The organism is Rhodoferax sp. U11-2br, from assembly GCF_018619435.1.
GTDB lineage: Bacteria > Pseudomonadota > Gammaproteobacteria > Burkholderiales > Burkholderiaceae_C > Rhodoferax.
The window spans coordinates 44,393-61,557 of sequence record NZ_JAHFZF010000003.1; the positions used below are offsets into that span (position 1 = coordinate 44,393).

Genomic DNA, 17,165 nt, shown 5'->3' on the forward strand with positions numbered 1-17,165 from the left:
TGCAGCGCGAGAAGGCAGGTAAGGGCCGGTTGCAAGGGAATCAACCCCTGCGGGTACAGCTCTTGAGAAGGTTCAAAAGGGCTGTTTGCCTTGCCACCAGTCCAATACCAGATCGACCGATTTTTCAACCGATAAATCCGAGTTGTCCAGCAACACGGCGTCTTGTGCGGGTTTTAAAGGTGAGGCGCTGCGGGTTCTATCCCGCTCGTCCCTGGCTTCCAAATCAGCTCGAAGACTGTCGAGTGTAGTTGAAATCCCTTTTGAAATCAACTGTTTGAAACGCCTTTGCGCGCGCTCTGCGGCACTGGCGGTCAAAAACACCTTGAGTTGCGCCTGTGGAAAGATCACCGAACCCATGTCGCGCCCATCTGCCACCAGCCCAGGCAGACGGTGGAAGCTGTGTTGCAAGTCGACCAGGGCGGCCCGCACCTGGGGCAGGGCTGACACTTTGGAGGCGTTCATGCCATTGGCTTCCGAGCGGATTGCCTCGGTCACGTCGACCCCATCCAGCAGGATCTGACCAGCAGTGAACGTGATTGACAGGTCTTGCACCAGACGGGCGATAGCGGTTTCACCACTGGTATCAATCGGCAGGCCAGCCTTGGTAGCTGCCAGCGCTGTGATGCGGTACATCGCACCGGAGTCCAGGAAGTGGTAACCGAGCCGTTTGGCCAGTGCTGCCGCGAGCGTGCCCTTGCCCGAAGCCGTGGGGCCATCGACACAGATCACAGGGATGTGCTGGCGGCTGGTCTGGACCAGCGAGAACAGCGCCTCAAAATAATCCGGGAAGGTTTTGGCGACACATTTCGGGTCCTCGATGCGCACCGGCAAGCCCGCCGGGTTAAAGGCTGCCAGTGAAAAACACATGGCCACCCGATGGTCGTCATAGGTGTGGATGCTGGCAGGAGTCCAATCTGTCGGGCTCGGCAGTGGGAGAACCCGGATGAAGTCTGCCCCTTCTTCCACTGTGGCACCGAGCTTGCGCAATTCACAGGCCATCGCGGCGATGCGGTCGGTTTCCTTGACGCGCCAGCTGGCGATGTTGCGCAAGGTGCTGGGGCCGTCGGCATACAGCGCCATCACCGCCAGGGTCATGGCGGCGTCGGGGATGTGGTTGCAGTCCAGGTCAATCGCCTTGAGCGGCCAGGCACCGCGTGTGACCTCCAGCCAGTTCGGGCCACTGGTAATCTGTGCGCCCATCATCTGTGCGGCTTCGATAAACCGGATATCTCCCTGAATGGAGTCGGCGCCGACACCCAGAATTTTGATGCAATTTTGGATTTTATCCCTTTTGGCAATTGCCCCAAGAGCTATGAAATAACTAGCAGAAGATGCGTCGGCCTCGACATGGATCTCTCCCGGTGACACGATCCGGCTTCCCGCCGGGATGGTGAAACGTTGCCAGCCCTCGCGCTGTACCACGACGCCAAAACGCGCCAGCAGGTTCAGCGTGATCTCGATGTAGGGGCGCGAAATCAGCTCACCCACCACCTCGATGGTGATGTCTTGTGCAGCCGCCGGGCCGCCCCAAGGCTGCACAGCCCCCTCGGGGGGCAGCGAGGACACGTCAGTGCCGAGCGTGGGGGCACGGTGCATCGCGACGAGTGGCAAAGCCATCAGCAGCGCAGTCAGGAACTGGCTCGACACATCCCCACGCACCCGGATCGGTTGCGACACGTCCAGTTTGGGCTGGCCGATGTGCAGCGGCGGGTAGCCTGGGTTCTCCAGGTAATCGATCTGGCAACCGAGCTGGCGCAGTGCGTCCACCAAATCACCAATCGGACGCTCGTGCATGCGTGCCACGCCGCGCAATTCATAATTGCCGCCCATCACCGCGAGTGCGGCGGTGAGTGGCCGGATGGCAGTGCCGGCATTGCCCATGAACAGCTGAGCTTGTGCTGTTTTGGGCTTCCCGCCCAGACCCTCTATGGTGACCGTGCTATGGTTTTGTTCAACCCCGCAACCCAGTTGGCGCAGCGCTTCGAGCATGACGCGGGTGTCGTCGGAGTCCAGCAGGTCGTGCACCACGGTGCTGCCCTGACTCAGGGCGGCCAGCAGCAGCACCCGATTCGAGATGCTTTTGGAGCCGGGCAGGGTGATGGTGCCACCGGCGGTTTCTAGGGGGGGGAGATCAAGGAAAGCGGTGGTGAACATGCGCAGCGGGACTCACGGTAACTGGTTCATGCGCCAGGCGGCGCGGGCGGTGCTGGCCTGGGTGATCAAGGCTTCCAGCGTCTGCTGGTCACCCGCCAACATGGCGGCTTCAAACAGGGCCAACTGATCGCGGAAATGCTGGCATTGGGTCAGCAACTCGGCCCGGTTGGCCTGCAGAATGTCGCGCCAGACCTTGGGGTCGCTGGCGGCAATGCGGGTGAAATCGCGAAAACCCGGCCCGGCCAAGCCCATGTAGCTGGCTCCTTTGGTTTGCCCAATCACCGAGTTCATCAGGGTGAAGGCCAACATGTGGGGCAGGTGGCTCACAGCCGCAAAAGCAGCGTCGTGGGATTCGGGCGACATCTGCACCACTTTGCAGCCCAGCGCGCTCCAGACCTCGGTCGCGCGTTGGGTGTGGGTTGGTAGCGTCAACTCGGTGGGCGTCAGGATCACCTGTTTGCCCACATACAGATCGGCATCGGCGTTGTCGACACCAGCGAGTTCCTTGCCCGCAATTGGGTGCGCAGGCACAAAGGAGCCGACTTGGTCACGCAGGCCACGTGCGGCCGCCTCGACCACGTCACCCTTGGTGGAACCCACATCCATGATCAACATGCCAGGCGTGACCATGTGTTTGATGGCCTTGAAGGTGGCCTCGGAGGCCGCCACCGGCACCGCCATCAGCACAATGTCGGCGCCCGACACCGCCAGCAAGGCCGATGGCGCTGCCACGTCGATGACCCCCATCTGGCAGGCGCGCTCGGTGGTGGAGGGTGACTTGCTGTAACCTACGACACGTTTTACCAGGCCCGCCTGTTTGAGTGCCAGCGCAAAGGAGCCACCCATCAGGCCGCAGCCGATCAAGCCCAGTTGTTCAAACATCAGACCTCCCGACAACTTGACTGTCGCCCAGGCCGAGCGACCCAAACGGTTGAGGTGGGGTGGGCCACAGGCTCATTCCGCCACCGGGTAGGTACCCAGCACCTTGTAGAAGGCACACAGGCTGCGCAACTCTTCAAGCGCGGCAGCCACATGTGGCTCGGACGGGTGGCCGGCCAGGTCGATGTAAAAGTAGTACTCCCACTGGCCGGAGCGCGCCGGGCGCGACTCAAAACGGGTCATCGACACCCCGTGTCGTTTCAGCGGCACCAGCAGGTCGTGCACCGCGCCCGGCTTGTTGTTCACCGACACAATCAGGCTGACACAGTCCTTGCCGGTGGCTTGCGGCGCCGCCAGGGTGGTGGGCAGGCAGATCACCGCAAAGCGGGTGCGGTTGAAAGCGTCGTCCTGGATCGCGTAGGACACCACATGCAGGCCAAACTCGCTGCCCGCACGTTCGCTGGCAATCGCGGCCCAGGCCGGGTTGGTGGAGGCCAGGCGGGCACCTTCGGCATTGCTCGGCGCAGCGCGGCGGTCGGCATGCGGCAGGTGAGTGCTGAGCCAGTCCTGGCACTGCGACAAGGCCTGCGGATGGGCGTAGACCGCCTCGATGTTGGACAGGCTGGGCTCCAGGCGCAGCAGGTTGTGGCGCACCAGAAAACTGGTTTCACCAATGATGTGCAGGGGCGAGCTGAGCAGCAGGTCCAGTGTGCGCGAGACCACCCCTTCGGACGAGTTCTCGATCGGCACCACACCAAACTCTGCGCTGCCCGCCGCCGTGGCGCGAAACACCTCGTCGAAGCTGACACACATCACACGTGCCATGCTGCCGCCAAAAAACTGGATCGCGGCCTGTTCGCTGAAGGTGCCCGCCGGGCCCAGGTACGCCACGCGCTGCGGCGCCTCCAGCGAGCGGCAAGCCGACATGATTTCACGCCAGATGATGGCCACGCTGTGATCTTTGAGGGGGCCCTGGTTGACGGCCTGCAGGTTGCTGATCACCTGGTTTTCGCGGTCGGGCCGGAACACGGTCGAGCCGTCCATGCGTTTGATCTCACCGACCTCATGGGCCAGGGCGGCGCGTTTGTTGAGCAGGGCGATCAGTTCCAGATCGACCGCGTCGATCTGGTTGCGTAACTCAGGAAGGGTCTTGGCCATCGTGTCGGTTCAGGTGGTAGGGCTGGGTGTGTCACCGGCGTTGGTGTGGAATCTCTGTGGGCAGGTATGGCCGACCGAAGTGGTCAGCTGTGCTGCGCTTCGAAGTCGTGCAAATAGGCCACCAGCGCCTGCACACCTTCGATCGGCAGCGCGTTGTAAATGCTGGCGCGCATGCCACCCACTGACTTGTGGCCTTTGAGTTGCAGCAGACCACGTTCCTTGGCGCCAGCCAGGAAGGCTTCATTGAGACTTTCGTCACGCAAGTAAAACGGCACGTTCATGCGTGAGCGGCAGCTGGGGTCGACCCGGTTGGTGTACAGGCTGGAGCTGTCGATGGCCTGGTACAGCAGCTCAGCCTTGGCGACGTTGCGTTCTTCCATCGCGGCGATGCCACCCTGGCGCTTGAGCCACTTGAACACCAGCCCGGCGATGTAGATCGCATAGGTGGGGGGGGTGTTGAACATGGAGTTGTTCTCTGCCACGGTTTTGTAGGTGAAGGCATTTGGGCAGATGGGCAGGGCGCGATCCAGCAAATCCTCCCGCACCACCACCAGGGTCAAGCCAGCGGGCCCGAGGTTCTTTTGCGCACCACCAAAAGCCAGGCCGACCCGTGACCAGTCGACCGGACGTGAGGCGACGTGCGATGAGAAGTCGACCACCAAGGGGGCATCACAGCCCAGAGCTTTGAGGTCAGGTAGCGACTGGTACTCCACGCCGTTGATGGTTTCATTGCTGCAGATATGCACGTAGGCGGGCTGCTTGCTGAGTTGCCAGCTGATCGGGTCGACCAGCGTGGTGAAGCCGCTGGCTTGGGTGTTGGCAGCCTCCCGCACGGTGCAATAGCGGGCGGCTTCTTGTGCTGATTTCTGGCTCCAGCTGCCGCTGACAACAAAGTCAACCGCCTCAGCACGTGACAGGTTCAACGGCACGATGGCGTTCTCGGCCAGGCCACCACCTTGCATGAACAGCAGTTTGAAGTTGTTCGGCACCTTCAGCAGCTCACGCAAGTCAGCCTCGGCCTCTTGGGCGATCTGGCCAAACTCCTTGCCGCGATGGCTCATCTCCATCACACCCATGCCGCTGCCGTGCCAGTCCAGCATCTCGGCGGCGGCCTCTGCCAAGACTTCTTCGGGCATGGCGGCCGGGCCGGCAGAAAAGTTATAAGGTCTGTTCATGCGTGACATCTATAAGAAATCAGGCTCTAGCCCTTATATATAAAGGGCAAGAAGCTATGTTTTTAGAAGTGTTCAGGCGTCAGGTGCAGTGGGCTCGTCGGCAGCATCGTCAGCGCTGTCGTCCGCTGTTTTGGCAATCGCATCGTTTTCCACAATACGCTGCAGACCACTGAGCTGTGAGCCTTCGTCCAGGCCGATCAGGGTCACGCCCTGGGTAGCACGACCGAGTTCACGAATTTCGCTGACGCGGGTGCGTACCAAGACACCCTTGTCGGTGATCAGCATGATTTCGTCGTCGGCGTGCACCAGCGTGGCGGCAACCACCTTGCCATTGCGTTCACTCTGCTGAATAGCGATCATGCCCTTGGTGCCACGGCCATGGCGGGTGTACTCCACGATGCTGGTGCGTTTGCCGTAGCCGTGCTGTGTGGCGGTGAGCACACTTTGGGATTCGTCCTCGGCCACCAGCATGGCGATCACACTCTGGCCGTCGTCAAGCATCATGCCGCGTACACCACGTGCCTGGCGACCCATGGGGCGCACGTCGTTTTCGTCAAAACGCACGGCCTTGCCGCCATCACTGAACAACATCACATCGTGTTTGCCATCGGTCAACGCGGCGCCAATCAGGAAGTCGCCATCGTCCAGGTCCACGGCGATGATGCCGGCCTTGCGCGGGTTGCTGAATTCGTCGAGCGCGGTCTTCTTGACGGTGCCCATACGGGTCGCCATGAACACATACTGGTCCTCAGGGAACGTGCGTTTTTCACCAGTGAGTGCCAGCACCACGGTGATTTTTTCGCCATCTTGCAGCGGGAACATGTTGACGATCGGGCGGCCACGCGAGCCACGTGAACCTTGCGGCACTTCCCAAACTTTCAGCCAGTACATCCGGCCGCGGTTGGAGAAACACAGCAGGTAGTCGTGGGTGTTGGCGATAAAGAGCTGGTCAACCCAGTCGTCTTCTTTGGTGGCGGTGGCTTGTTTGCCGCGCCCACCACGTTTTTGTGAACGGTATTCACTGAGCGGCTGGCTCTTGATGTAACCACTGTGGCTCAAGGTGACCACCATGTCGGTCGGGGTGATCAGGTCTTCGGTGCTCAGGTCAAACGAGCTGTGCTCCACCAGACTGCGGCGTGCGCCGATTTTGGTCAGTCCAAACTCGGTTTTGATCGCGGTGAGTTCGTCGCCAATGATGATCGAGACCCGCTCCGGCCGTGCCAGGATGTCGAGCAGGTCGTCAATGACGGCCATCACTTCTTTGTACTCACCCACGATCTTGTCCTGCTCCAGCCCGGTCAGGCGTTGCAGGCGCATCTGCAGAATTTCTTGGGCCTGGGTTTCAGACAGGCGGTAAAGCCCGTCGGCCTGCATGCCAAATTGCATTTCCAGTCCATCGGGGCGGTAGTCGTCGGCGTTGACCACACCACCGTCGGCGCGGGTACGGGTGAGCATCTCGCGCACCAGCTTGCTGTCCCACGCACGGGTCATCAACTCGGCCTTGGCCACTGGTGGGGTGGGTGACTCGCGGATGATGCGAATGAAGTCGTCGATGTTGGCCAGCGCCACGGCCAGGCCTTCGAGCACATGGCCGCGTTCGCGCGCCTTACGCAGCTCGAATACCGTGCGCCGTGTCACCACCTCGCGACGGTGGTTCAAGAAGACCGCAATCAGGTCCTTCAGGTTGCACAGCTTGGGCTGGCCGTTCACCAGCGCCACCATGTTCATGCCAAAGGTGTCTTGCAGCTGGGTTTGTTTGTACAGGTTGTTGAGCACCACCTCGGGCACTTCACCACGTTTGAGCTCAATCACCAGGCGCATGCCGGACTTGTCGGACTCGTCCTGGATGTGGCTGATGCCCTCGATTTTTTTCTCGTGCACCAGTTCGGCCATGCGTTCCTGCAAGGTCTTCTTGTTGACCTGGTAGGGCAGTTCGTCCACGATGATGGACTGGCGCTGGCCTTTGTCGATGTCCTCGAAGTGGCATTTGGCCCGCATCACGATGCGGCCACGGCCGGTGCGGTAGCCGTCTTTGACGCCGTTGATGCCGTAGATGATGCCGGCGGTGGGGAAGTCGGGCGCCGGGATGATCTCCATCAGCTCGTCAATCGAGGCTTCCGGGTTCTTTAACAAATGCAGGCAACCATCGACCACTTCGTTGAGGTTGTGCGGCGGGATGTTGGTGGCCATACCCACGGCAATGCCGCCCGAGCCATTCACCAGCAGGTTGGGCAGGCGGGTGGGCAGCACCAGCGGTTCTTTTTCGGAGCCGTCGTAGTTGGGGCCAAAGTCCACGGTTTCCTTGTCCAGATCGGCCAGCAGCTCGTGCGCAATCTTGGCCAGGCGGATTTCGGTGTAACGCATGGCAGCGGCACTGTCACCGTCCACCGAACCGAAGTTGCCCTGGCCGTCCACCAGCATGTGGCGCATGGAGAAGTCCTGCGCCATACGCACAATCGTGTCGTACACCGATTGGTCACCGTGCGGGTGGTATTTACCAATCACATCACCCACGATACGTGCGGACTTTTTGTAGGCTTTGTTCCAATCGTTGTTCAACTCGTGCATTGCAAACAACACACGCCGGTGCACCGGTTTGAGACCGTCACGCGCATCCGGCAAAGCCCGCCCGATGATCACGCTCATGGCGTAGTCCAGATAGCTGCGGCGCATTTCGTCCGCAAGACTGGTGGGCAAGGTTTCTTTGGCGAATTGGGTCATGGGGAGTTGATGCGAGGCAAATTCAGTGGAGTTCTGCGATTTTATGCGGTCAGGCTGTGGCTAGCCCGCAACGGAACCGTCAATTAACGCACACTTGTCGCGGCTGCGGTCCGCTTGGCTGAAACAGCACCGGTATGTGGAAACGCTATGTGGCACAATAGATTAACCGTTCCAAGTGATAGGCATCTTGGGCGTCTGTTTTACTTACGCCGCACCGATGCGGTCTTTTTCATCTAGGAGAATCATGAAAAAATTGAACAAATTTGCAATGTTGATCGCTGCTGTGGCGTTTGCTTCCGCTGCTGGTGCACAAACCGTTGACAACTGGCGCGCTGCCGATGGCACGGTGATCAAGAACGGTTCCAACGAACTGTGCTGGCGCGATGCCTTCTGGACACCTGCCACTGCAGCTGTTGGTTGCGACGGCGCCATCGTGGCAGCTCCTGCTGCTGCACCGGCTCCTGCTGCTGCCCCCGCTCCTGTTGCTGCAGCTGCACCGGCAGCAGCTCCTGTTGTGGCTGCTGCCAAGGTGACCTACGCTGCTGATGCTTTCTTTGACTTCGACAAAGCTGTGCTCAAGCCCGAAGGCAAAGCCAAGCTCGACGATCTGGTCGCTAAAGTCAAAGGCATCAACCTTGAAGTCATCATCGCTGTGGGTCACACCGACTCAGTGGGTTCTGATGCCTACAACCAAAAGCTGTCGGTCAAGCGCTCTGAAGCTGTGAAGGCTTATTTGGTGTCCAAGGGCATCGAAAAGAACCGCGTTTACACCGAAGGCAAGGGTGAAAAACAACCTGTTGCTGACAACAAGACCAAAGATGGCCGTTCCAAGAACCGCCGTGTGGAAATTGAAGTGGTCGGCACCCGCGCCAACTGATTTCCAGATTTCTGCCTTGATAAAAAAACCCGCTTCGGCGGGTTTTTTTATGGGTGCCTGACGGCTGTGTGTGTGCTGTATCGTTTGGATGTGGATGTCGGGCTGTTGTAAGCTTGCTGGTGTTGAAAAACTAAGGGTATACCCTAAAATGTAGTCTACCCCAAACAGGTGCCTCGGAGAGGTTGACCAGTGTGCTGCGTTTGTCCAGCCTGGTCGTCACGGCTTGAGGGGGCTCATCTTCTAACATGTGCTGCTCCGGTGCGTGCGTTGTTTTTTCGAAGGTAAACCGACGATGCAGATCGAAGTGGAACAAGCCCGGCGCCTGAGTGTGTCTCTGGAAACCCTGGGTGAGCGGATTGCACGCCTGTCCATCGGGCTTGGCATCAAGCTCAATGACCAACAAGCGATACAACAAATCATGGACCAGGCCCCATTGCGTGGTGTGGGGGCTTCGGGCAGAGCGGCACAAGCCATGTCCGGGGGGCGTCGTGTGGTTCTTTTGCGCGAAGAACTGCGGGGCCTGTTGGTGTTACGCTATCAGCTGGAGACGGTCAGTCTCAATCAGCATGGTTTGGAACTGACCCGTGAAATCGTGTCCCTGGCGGAATACCGACTGGAACAACGAGGCTTCAGGCCCGGGGCCAATGGGCCTGATGCTGATGGTCTTTTCAACGAACACTAGGCAAGTATGAACCTCCCCTCCGACTCTGAGCTGATCGAAAACCATGTCTTCGATGAAATCATGGTCGGACAAAGTGCACGTTTGTTGCGTGCGCTGAAGCTCGAGGACATCCGGGCGTTTGCCGCTGTCTCGGGTGACACCAATCCAGCCCACTTGGACCCCGAATATGCCAACGACACCTTGTTCCATGGCGTGATTGCCCATGGCATGTGGAGTGGTGCCCTGATATCAGCGCTGCTGGGAACGCAGTTTCCGGGCCCGGGGACGATCTATCAGGACCAGGCCCTGCATTTTGTCAAACCGGTGCGCGTTGGTGACACCCTGACGGTGACGGTGACGGTGCTCTCCAAGAACCCGGAGAACCACAGCATTGAGCTGGATTGCCAGGTGGTGAACCAAAAGGGAATCTGTGTGCTCAGCGGCATGGCCCGGGTGCTGGCGCCCACGGTCAAGGTCCGTCTGCCACGTGTGGCTGCGCCACAGATTCAGTTGTATGACCCCCAGGTGCGTTTCAAACAATTGCTCGCCCTGGGCAATAAGCTCGACGCTATCCGCTGTGCCGTGGTGCATCCTTGCGACGATGGTTCCCTCAGTGGGGCCATGGATGCGGCGCGCTACGGCCTGATCCTGCCGGTGCTGATTGGCCCGGAGGTGCGTATTCGCCATGTTGCGGCCGAGGCCGGGATCGACCTGACCGGTGCCGAGATCATCAACCAGCCACACAGCCATGCCGCCGCCGACGCTGCCGCAGCGTTGGCTGCCAGTGGGCAGGTTGAGATGCTCATGAAGGGCAGTCTGCATACCGATGAACTGATCCACGCGGTGTTGTCCCAAGCTGTGTTGCGCACCGGGCGGCGCATGTCCCATGTGTTTCGCTTCGATGTGCCGCTGTACCACAAGCCCTTGCTGATCACTGATGCGGCACTCAACATCCGCCCCAGCTTGCAGGAAAAGATCGATATTGTCCAGAACGCCATCGACTTCGCCCGCATCTTGGGTGTCACCACACCCAAGGTGGCCATTCTGTCTGCTGTTGAAACGGTCAACCCCACGATTCCTTCGACCATCGATGCGGCAGCCTTGTGCAAGATGGCCGATCGCGGGCAAATCACCGGTGGTGTGCTGGATGGCCCGTTGGCCTTTGACAATGCCATTTCGATGCATGCCGCGCAGATCAAACACATCACCTCTGCGGTGGCGGGTCACGCCGACATTCTGGCCGTGCCCGATCTGGAGAGCGGCAACATGCTGGCCAAACAACTGGAGTACCTGGCTGGCGCCAGTGGTTCCGGGCTGGTGCTGGGCGCACGTATCCCGATTGCGCTGACCAGCCGCGCCGAGGGTCCCTCCAACCGGGTGGCGTCCGCTTTGCTGGGGTTGCTGGTGGCCCACAACGCCCGGCGTAACCAACCCCGCACTGCCTGGTAGGTGGTGAGATGGCGATTCTCTCGGTCAACGCGGGGTCGTCTTCACTCAAGTTTGCCCTCTATCCCCTGAGTGGTAGCGAGGTTCAAACACAGATCCTGTCAGGCCTGATTGAGGGGTTGGAGCCAGGTGGCGCACCGCAGATGCGTTGGCACTACCAGAGTCAACAGCACTGCTGTGACCTGGTGGTGGACGCTCAGGCGGTGTTTGCCCAGGCCTTGCGCAGCCTGCGTGAGCTGTTGGCACAGTTGCCAGATGCCCCGACCCTGCAGGCGGTGAGCCACCGGGTGGTGCACGGGGCGGACAAGTACCGCGCCAGCCTGTTTGTCAACGATGAGGTGCTGGCGCAACTGGCTGCGTTCAACTCGCTCGCGCCTTTGCACCAGCCACACAATCTGGAGGGCATTCGTGCTTTCCGTGCGGCGTTTGTTGGCTTGCCCCAGATCGCCTGTTTTGACACCGCGTTTCATGCCAGCTTGCCTGAGGTGGATTACCGCTTTGCCCTGCCACAAGAGCTGTATGCGCAGGGCTTGCGTCGCTACGGCTTTCATGGCCTGTCGTACCAGTATGTGATGGGGACCTTGTTGGCACACTCAACGCGGGCCAAGGGACGCACCTTGATGGCGCACCTGGGCAATGGCGCCAGCCTGTGTGCGGCGCGTGACGGCAAGAGCTGCGCCACCACCATGGGCTTCTCGGCGCTCGACGGGCTGATCATGGGAACCCGTCCCGGTGCGCTGGACCCGGGGGTGTTGCTCTATTTGCTGGAGCAAGGCTGGGACCACGCACGGCTGCAAAAGCTACTCTACAAACAAAGTGGTTTGTTGGGTTTGTCGGGCCTGTCTGCGGACATGCGGCGCCTGCGTGAGGCGTCGTCACCGCAGGCCAAACTGGCCATCGAGACCTTCACCTACCGCGTGGTACGTGAAACTGGTGCGCTGGTGGCCTGTGTGCAAGGCCTGGATGTGCTGGCCTTCAGTGGAGGCATCGGTGAGCATGATGTGACATTGCGTGCGCAGGTCGGGCAACAGCTTGCCTGGCTGGGTGTGGTGATTGACCCAGAGCGTAATGCGCGGGCCACCGGCAGTGAGGTGGTGGCGATTCACGCGCCCTCGAGCCTGGTCGAGGTGTGGGTGGTGCCCACCGATGAAGGCGTGGTGGCTGCCCGCGAGGCCGCCACCTTGTTGTTCGCCTGATTCACTCCGGTTCTGGCTGTTGTCCAGGCTTTGAGATACTCGCAGCATGCAACTGCAAGACATTCTTTATTCCCAGGGTTTTGGCACACGCCGCGTCTGTGCCGGTCTGATCCAGCAGGGTCTGGTTCAGGTATATCAAGAAAATGAGCCTCCAGCCCTTGTTACTATTACGCAAGCAGCTATGGAGTTTGAAGCTGAAAATCTACGCTTCAGGGTGCGTGGGGTGGATTGGCCGTATGCGGAGAAGGCCTACATCCTGCTGCACAAGCCCGCAGCCACCGAGTGTTCCCAAAAGCCATCGACCTACCCCAGCATTTACACCTTGTTGCCCGCACCCTTGCGCCAGCGGCCGCAAAAAGGCGCGGTGCAAGGGGTGCAGGCGGTGGGGCGGCTGGACCAGGACACCACCGGCATGTTGCTGCTCACCGATGACGGCCAGTTCATTCACCGCATGAGTTCACCACGTCACCATGTGCCCAAGGTGTATGAGGTCACTGTCAAACATCCGCTCGATGAGCGGCAGGTGAGCCAGCTGTTGGCCGGTGTGGTGCTGGACGATGACCCCAAGCCGGTGCGTGCTGCCGCCTGTGAGGCAGTAAGCAGCCACCTTCTGCGCCTGACGCTGACCGAGGGCAAGTACCACCAGGTCAAACGCATGCTGGCGGCGGTGAGCAACCGGGTTGAGGGCCTGCACCGCTCGCAGATCGGTGGTCTGCGTCTTCCTGAGGACCTGCTGCCCGGCCAGTGGCGCTGGCTCAACGCCTCCGATCTGGCGCTTGTCAATCAGACCACTCCTCGCTGAGCGGGCGCTGGTGCGTGTGCTGGGCTCGGGTATGCTCACACCATGAATTTGCTGTTTGACTCGTTTTGGCGGGCGTTGCTGGATTGTTTTCGTCCACGCGTGATGTTGTTGTCAGCGGCGCCCCTGGTGTTGATGGCGGTGTTGTCGGTGACCCTGGGCAACCTGTACTGGGAGACCAGCCTGCTCTGGGTGCGTGCCACGCTGGAGGCGTCCAGCATTGTGGGTGTGGTGTCCGGCTGGATGCAGGCACTCGGCCTGGGTGGCATCACCTCGGTGCTGGCACCCTTGATCGTGATTGTGAGCATCATGCCGGTGGTGGTGGTGTTGTCGCTGCTGTCGGTCGCTCTTTTGATGACCCCTGCGCTGACCCATTTTGTGGCCAAGCAACGCTTTCCGCAGTTGGCGCGCAAAGAAGGTGGTTATTTCATCCTGGGCTTGGGCTGGGCCCTGTTGTCGACCTTGCTCGCCTTGGTGGCTTTGGTGGTGTCGATTCCCCTGTGGTTTATCCCGCCGCTGATTCTGGTGTTGCCACCGCTGATCTGGGGTTGGCTCACCTACCGGGTGATGGCGTTTGACGCACTGGCCAGCCATGCCAGCGGTGAGGAGCGACGTGAGCTGTTTCGCAAGCACCGGCTGAGTTTGCTGGGTATTGGCGTGTTTTGTGGTTATCTGGGGGCCGCGCCCAGTGTGATCTGGGCCTCTGGGGTGTTGTTTGCGGCAGCATTTGTGGTGTTGGTGCCGATTGGCATCTGGCTCTACACCTGGGTCTTTGCGCTGTCGTCCTTGTGGTTTGCGCACTACTGTTTACAGGCCTTGCACAACCTGCGGCAACAGCGCGAACTGGACCTGCCGTCAGTGGATGAACACCTGGTTGAAGCAACTTTGGCCGAGCCCGAGGCGTTACCATTGACCCATGACGCCAACACCAAGCCCCCAAGCACAGCCTGAACATCGCCCCGGTTTTCGCCTGATTGTGATCGGGGATGAAATTCTGTCTGGCAAACGAGCCGACAAACATCTGCCCAAGGTGATTGAACTGCTCAAGGCGCGTGGCCTGCAGCTGGACTGTGCCGAATATGTGGGAGATGACCCGGATCGCATCACGGCGGTGTTGCGGCGCGCTTTTGAGTCCGGCGACGTGGTGTTCTCGACCGGTGGCATTGGTGCCACACCCGACGACCATACCCGGCAATGCGCCGCAGCGGCGCTGGGGCTACCCCTGGCCTTGCATCCCCAGGCCAAGGATCTGATTGAGCAACGTATGCAGAATCAGGCGCGAGAGCAGGGCAAGGTCTACGACGCCCAAGCCCCAGACAACGTGCATCGGCTCAACATGGGGGTGTTTCCGCAAGGCGCCAGCATCATCCCCAATCCGTACAACCAGATCCCTGGCTTCAGCGTCGGACGGGTGCATTTTGTGCCGGGTTTTCCGGTGATGGCCTGGCCGATGATCGAGTGGGTGTTGGACAGCTGTTACACCCAGTGGTTTCAGAACCAGGCGTGGCTGGAGCGCTCGGTGATTGTTTTTGGTGCCATGGAGGCAACCTTGACGCCGCTGATGCAGCAGCTGGAGCAAAGTTATCCTGGTATCAAGGTGTTCAGCCTACCCAGTGTGGATCACCCGGACTGGGGACGCCATATTGAGTTGGGTGTCAAAGGTGCGCCCGGCCTGGTCAACCCGGCCTACGTTGCTCTGTTGGCGGGTCTGCAAACCTTCCAGGTCAAGCTTGGCCCCGAATTGGTGCAATCGTAAACATTTCGTTTTAGTGCATTAATTTGCACTAATTTGGTGCAAATTAATGTTTCTTCCTTACCTTCATCGCAAATGGTGCGCGTCTCCGTGGCCTATTCGGTCCGTCTGGTGTTGCGAAGTCAGTGCAAAATGTCGTGCGTGCGGGCTTGTTTCACACACCCTGATGCTGGCATAAAACCTGCATTCAGTTTCATAAACCTTTTCTTAACAGCAACCAGGAGTATTTGATGGCCAAGACCGTCGCAGATGTCATGAAGATGGTGAAAGACAACGAAGTCAAGTTTGTTGACTTCCGTTTCACCGATACCCGTGGCCAAGAACAGCACGTGACTGTGCCCGTTTCGCATTTTGATGAAGACAAGTTCAGCTCCGGCCATGCCTTTGACGGTTCTTCCATCGCTGGCTGGAAGGGTATTGAAGCTTCGGACATGCAACTCATGCCCGACCCGAACACCGCCAACATCGACCCGTTTTTCGAAGAAACCACGCTGTTCCTGAGCTGCGATGTGGTTGAACCCGGTGACGGCAAGGCCTACGACCGCGACCCGCGTTCCATCGCACGCCGCGCAGAAGCCTACCTGAAGGCCTCTGGCATTGGTGACACCGCCTTCTTTGGTCCAGAACCAGAATTCTTCATTTTTGACAATGTCCGTTGGAACACCGACATGTCGGGCACCTTCTTCAAGATTGAGGAATACGAAGCCCCCTGGAATTCGGGCGCCAAGCTCGAAGGTGGCAACCGTGGTCACCGTCCCACCGTCAAGGGTGGTTACTTCCCTGTTCCTCCGATTGACAGCACCCAAGACATGCGCGCCGAGATGGTGCTCATTCTTGAATCGCTGGGCATTCCGGTCGAAGTGTTCCACCACGAAGTGGCAGGCGCCGGTCAAAACGAAATCGGCACCAAGTTCAGCACCCTGGTTGAGCGCGCTGACTGGACCCAAGTCCTGAAATACGTGGTGCAAAACGTGGCCAATGCCTACGGCAAAACCGCCACCTTCATGCCCAAGCCCATCGTTGGTGACAACGGCTCCGGTATGCATGTGCACCAGTCGATCTGGAAAGACGGCAAAAACCTGTTTGCCGGTGACGGTTATGCCGGTTTGAGTGACTTCGCCCTGTACTACATCGGCGGCATCATCAAACACGCCCGCGCACTGAACGCCATCACCAACCCCGGTACCAACAGCTACAAGCGGCTGGTTCCTGGTTTTGAGGCGCCGGTGAAATTGGCTTACTCCGCCAAAAACCGTTCTGCATCGATCCGTATTCCGTTTGTCGCGAATCCGAAAGGCCGCCGTATCGAAGCCCGCTTCCCCGATCCGCTGATGAACCCGTACCTGGGTTTCTCGGCCTTGATGATGGCGGGTCTGGACGGTGTGGAAAACAAGATCCATCCTGGCGAAGCTGCCACCAAGGATCTGTACCACCTGCCGCCCGAAGAAAACGCACTGATCCCGACCGTGTGCCACAGCCTGGATCAGGCGCTGGAATGCCTCGATGCAGACCGCAGCTTCCTGACCAAGGGTGGTGTGTTCACCGACAGCATGCTCGACGCTTACATTGAACTCAAGATGGGTGAAGTCACGCGTTTGCGTATGGCGACCCACCCGATCGAGTTCGAGATGTATTACTCGCTGTAATCAGCAACTTGGCCAGGTGGGTCAGCCATGACAACTTGGGCTCGCAAAAAGGACGGCAGTTGCCGTCCTTTTTTATTGTGGGAAACTATGCTGATGGGGTGGGTTGCCGGGTTCAGGCAGTCCACCATACCTGGTCACGATGGAGAGAGTAAAAGCCTTATGAAACAACTGTGGATGCTGGTGGCCTTGGCGGCGGGTGCAGCAGCCTTGCCTAGCCAGGCACAGGCTGAGATTTACCGCTGTGGCAACGAATACACCAACACCAAGCCGGATGCACGTGCCAAAGGTTGCAAATTGGTTGAAGGTGGCAACGTCACCGTGGTGCAGGGCACACCAGCACCCAAGACCAAACCCTCGACCTCAGCGGGCAGCAACACCCCCAAGATGGTGTCTTCAGAGCAAAAAGCGCGTGACTCCGACAGCCGACTCATCCTGCAAGATGAACTCAAGAAAGCCCTGGCCCGCCAGGAAGAGCTGAAGAAAGAGTACAACAACGGCGAACCCGAAAAACAGGGTGGCGAGGCCCGCAACCACCAGAAATACCTGGACCGTGTGGCCGAACTCAAAGCCAATCTGGCACGTAACGAGAGTGACATTGCCGGTCTGCGCCGTGAGATTGACCGATTGCCTCCCGCCAGCAGCACTCCATCGCAGTAAGTCTGCGCCTGCCCGATGACCTGCCATCCTCTCTCAGGGTCTG

At 59.5% G+C, this 17,165-nt stretch carries 14 protein-coding genes; 9 read left to right on the plus strand and 5 right to left on the minus strand.

Features of this window, described 5'->3' with window-relative positions; genetic code table 11:
* Window positions 1–72: 72 nt before the first annotated feature.
* The 5 genes from KKO72_RS02650 to gyrA form a co-directional block, all read right to left on the minus strand.
* Window positions 73–2,154 (minus strand): bifunctional 3-phosphoshikimate 1-carboxyvinyltransferase/cytidylate kinase, encoded by a 2,082-nt coding sequence (locus KKO72_RS02650; protein ID WP_214935202.1) that lies wholly within the window; start codon window positions 2,152–2,154, stop codon window positions 73–75.
* A gap of 12 nt (window positions 2,155–2,166) precedes the next feature.
* Window positions 2,167–3,036, minus strand: coding sequence for a prephenate dehydrogenase/arogenate dehydrogenase family protein (locus tag KKO72_RS02655; protein ID WP_214935204.1), 870 nt, complete (start codon window positions 3,034–3,036; stop codon window positions 2,167–2,169).
* A 72-nt stretch (window positions 3,037–3,108) separates the two neighbouring features.
* Entirely contained in the window at window positions 3,109–4,191 is a 1,083-nt protein-coding gene (gene pheA / locus KKO72_RS02660; protein ID WP_214935206.1) for a prephenate dehydratase, read from the minus strand.
* An 83-nt stretch (window positions 4,192–4,274) separates the two neighbouring features.
* Entirely contained in the window at window positions 4,275–5,366 is a 1,092-nt protein-coding gene (gene serC / locus KKO72_RS02665; RefSeq protein WP_214935208.1) for a 3-phosphoserine/phosphohydroxythreonine transaminase, read from the minus strand.
* Between the two features lie 72 nt (window positions 5,367–5,438).
* Window positions 5,439–8,087, minus strand: a complete 2,649-nt coding sequence (gene gyrA / locus KKO72_RS02670) for a DNA gyrase subunit A (protein WP_214935210.1) — start codon at window positions 8,085–8,087, stop codon at window positions 5,439–5,441.
* Window positions 8,088–8,331: 244 nt separating this feature from the next.
* Between gyrA and ompA the strand changes: the two genes are divergently transcribed.
* From ompA to KKO72_RS02715, 9 genes are all read left to right on the plus strand, one after another.
* On the plus strand, window positions 8,332–8,964 hold the full coding sequence (gene ompA, locus KKO72_RS02675) for an outer membrane protein OmpA (RefSeq protein ID WP_214935211.1): 633 nt from the start codon (window positions 8,332–8,334) through the stop codon (window positions 8,962–8,964).
* Window positions 8,965–9,256: 292 nt separating this feature from the next.
* Window positions 9,257–9,646, plus strand: coding sequence for a hypothetical protein (locus KKO72_RS02680; RefSeq protein WP_214935213.1), 390 nt, complete (start codon window positions 9,257–9,259; stop codon window positions 9,644–9,646).
* Between the two features lie 6 nt (window positions 9,647–9,652).
* Window positions 9,653–11,074 (plus strand): bifunctional enoyl-CoA hydratase/phosphate acetyltransferase, encoded by a 1,422-nt coding sequence (locus KKO72_RS02685; RefSeq protein WP_214935215.1) that lies wholly within the window; start codon window positions 9,653–9,655, stop codon window positions 11,072–11,074.
* Between the two features lie 8 nt (window positions 11,075–11,082).
* A complete protein-coding gene (locus KKO72_RS02690) occupies window positions 11,083–12,267 on the plus strand; it encodes an acetate/propionate family kinase (protein ID WP_214935217.1) in 1,185 nt (394 codons plus the stop codon).
* Between the two features lie 46 nt (window positions 12,268–12,313).
* Window positions 12,314–13,069: a 16S rRNA pseudouridine(516) synthase gene (locus KKO72_RS02695; RefSeq protein ID WP_214935219.1), complete on the plus strand. Its 756-nt coding sequence runs from the start codon at window positions 12,314–12,316 to the stop codon at window positions 13,067–13,069.
* Window positions 13,070–13,111: 42 nt separating this feature from the next.
* Window positions 13,112–14,017, plus strand: coding sequence for an EI24 domain-containing protein (locus KKO72_RS02700; protein WP_214935221.1), 906 nt, complete (start codon window positions 13,112–13,114; stop codon window positions 14,015–14,017).
* On the plus strand, window positions 13,983–14,822 hold the full coding sequence (locus KKO72_RS02705) for a molybdopterin-binding protein (protein WP_214935223.1): 840 nt from the start codon (window positions 13,983–13,985) through the stop codon (window positions 14,820–14,822). Before KKO72_RS02700 ends, KKO72_RS02705 begins: the two co-directional genes overlap by 35 nt.
* Before the next feature lie 227 nt (window positions 14,823–15,049).
* Window positions 15,050–16,465 carry a type I glutamate--ammonia ligase gene (glnA, locus tag KKO72_RS02710; RefSeq protein WP_214935225.1) on the plus strand — a complete coding sequence of 472 codons (1,416 nt, stop codon included), beginning with the start codon at window positions 15,050–15,052 and terminating at the stop codon, window positions 16,463–16,465.
* Window positions 16,466–16,624: 159 nt separating this feature from the next.
* Window positions 16,625–17,122, plus strand: coding sequence for a hypothetical protein (locus KKO72_RS02715; protein ID WP_214935226.1), 498 nt, complete (start codon window positions 16,625–16,627; stop codon window positions 17,120–17,122).
* The last annotated feature ends 43 nt before the right edge of the window (window positions 17,123–17,165 follow it).

Coding starts and splice junctions, on each gene's coding strand:
- KKO72_RS02650 (WP_214935202.1), bottom strand. CDS start 2,154: ATGTTCACCACCGCTTTCCTTGATCTCCCCCCCCTAGAAACCGCCGGT.
- KKO72_RS02680 (WP_214935213.1), top strand. CDS start 9,257: ATGCAGATCGAAGTGGAACAAGCCCGGCGCCTGAGTGTGTCTCTGGAA.
- KKO72_RS02695 (WP_214935219.1), top strand. CDS start 12,314: ATGCAACTGCAAGACATTCTTTATTCCCAGGGTTTTGGCACACGCCGC.
- KKO72_RS02705 (WP_214935223.1), top strand. CDS start 13,983: ATGACGCCAACACCAAGCCCCCAAGCACAGCCTGAACATCGCCCCGGT.
- glnA (WP_214935225.1), top strand. CDS start 15,050: ATGGCCAAGACCGTCGCAGATGTCATGAAGATGGTGAAAGACAACGAA.
- KKO72_RS02690 (WP_214935217.1), top strand. CDS start 11,083: ATGGCGATTCTCTCGGTCAACGCGGGGTCGTCTTCACTCAAGTTTGCC.
- KKO72_RS02715 (WP_214935226.1), top strand. CDS start 16,625: ATGAAACAACTGTGGATGCTGGTGGCCTTGGCGGCGGGTGCAGCAGCC.
- gyrA (WP_214935210.1), bottom strand. CDS start 8,087: ATGACCCAATTCGCCAAAGAAACCTTGCCCACCAGTCTTGCGGACGAA.
- KKO72_RS02700 (WP_214935221.1), top strand. CDS start 13,112: ATGAATTTGCTGTTTGACTCGTTTTGGCGGGCGTTGCTGGATTGTTTT.
- pheA (WP_214935206.1), bottom strand. CDS start 4,191: ATGGCCAAGACCCTTCCTGAGTTACGCAACCAGATCGACGCGGTCGAT.
- KKO72_RS02685 (WP_214935215.1), top strand. CDS start 9,653: ATGAACCTCCCCTCCGACTCTGAGCTGATCGAAAACCATGTCTTCGAT.
- ompA (WP_214935211.1), top strand. CDS start 8,332: ATGAAAAAATTGAACAAATTTGCAATGTTGATCGCTGCTGTGGCGTTT.
- serC (WP_214935208.1), bottom strand. CDS start 5,366: ATGAACAGACCTTATAACTTTTCTGCCGGCCCGGCCGCCATGCCCGAA.
- KKO72_RS02655 (WP_214935204.1), bottom strand. CDS start 3,036: ATGTTTGAACAACTGGGCTTGATCGGCTGCGGCCTGATGGGTGGCTCC.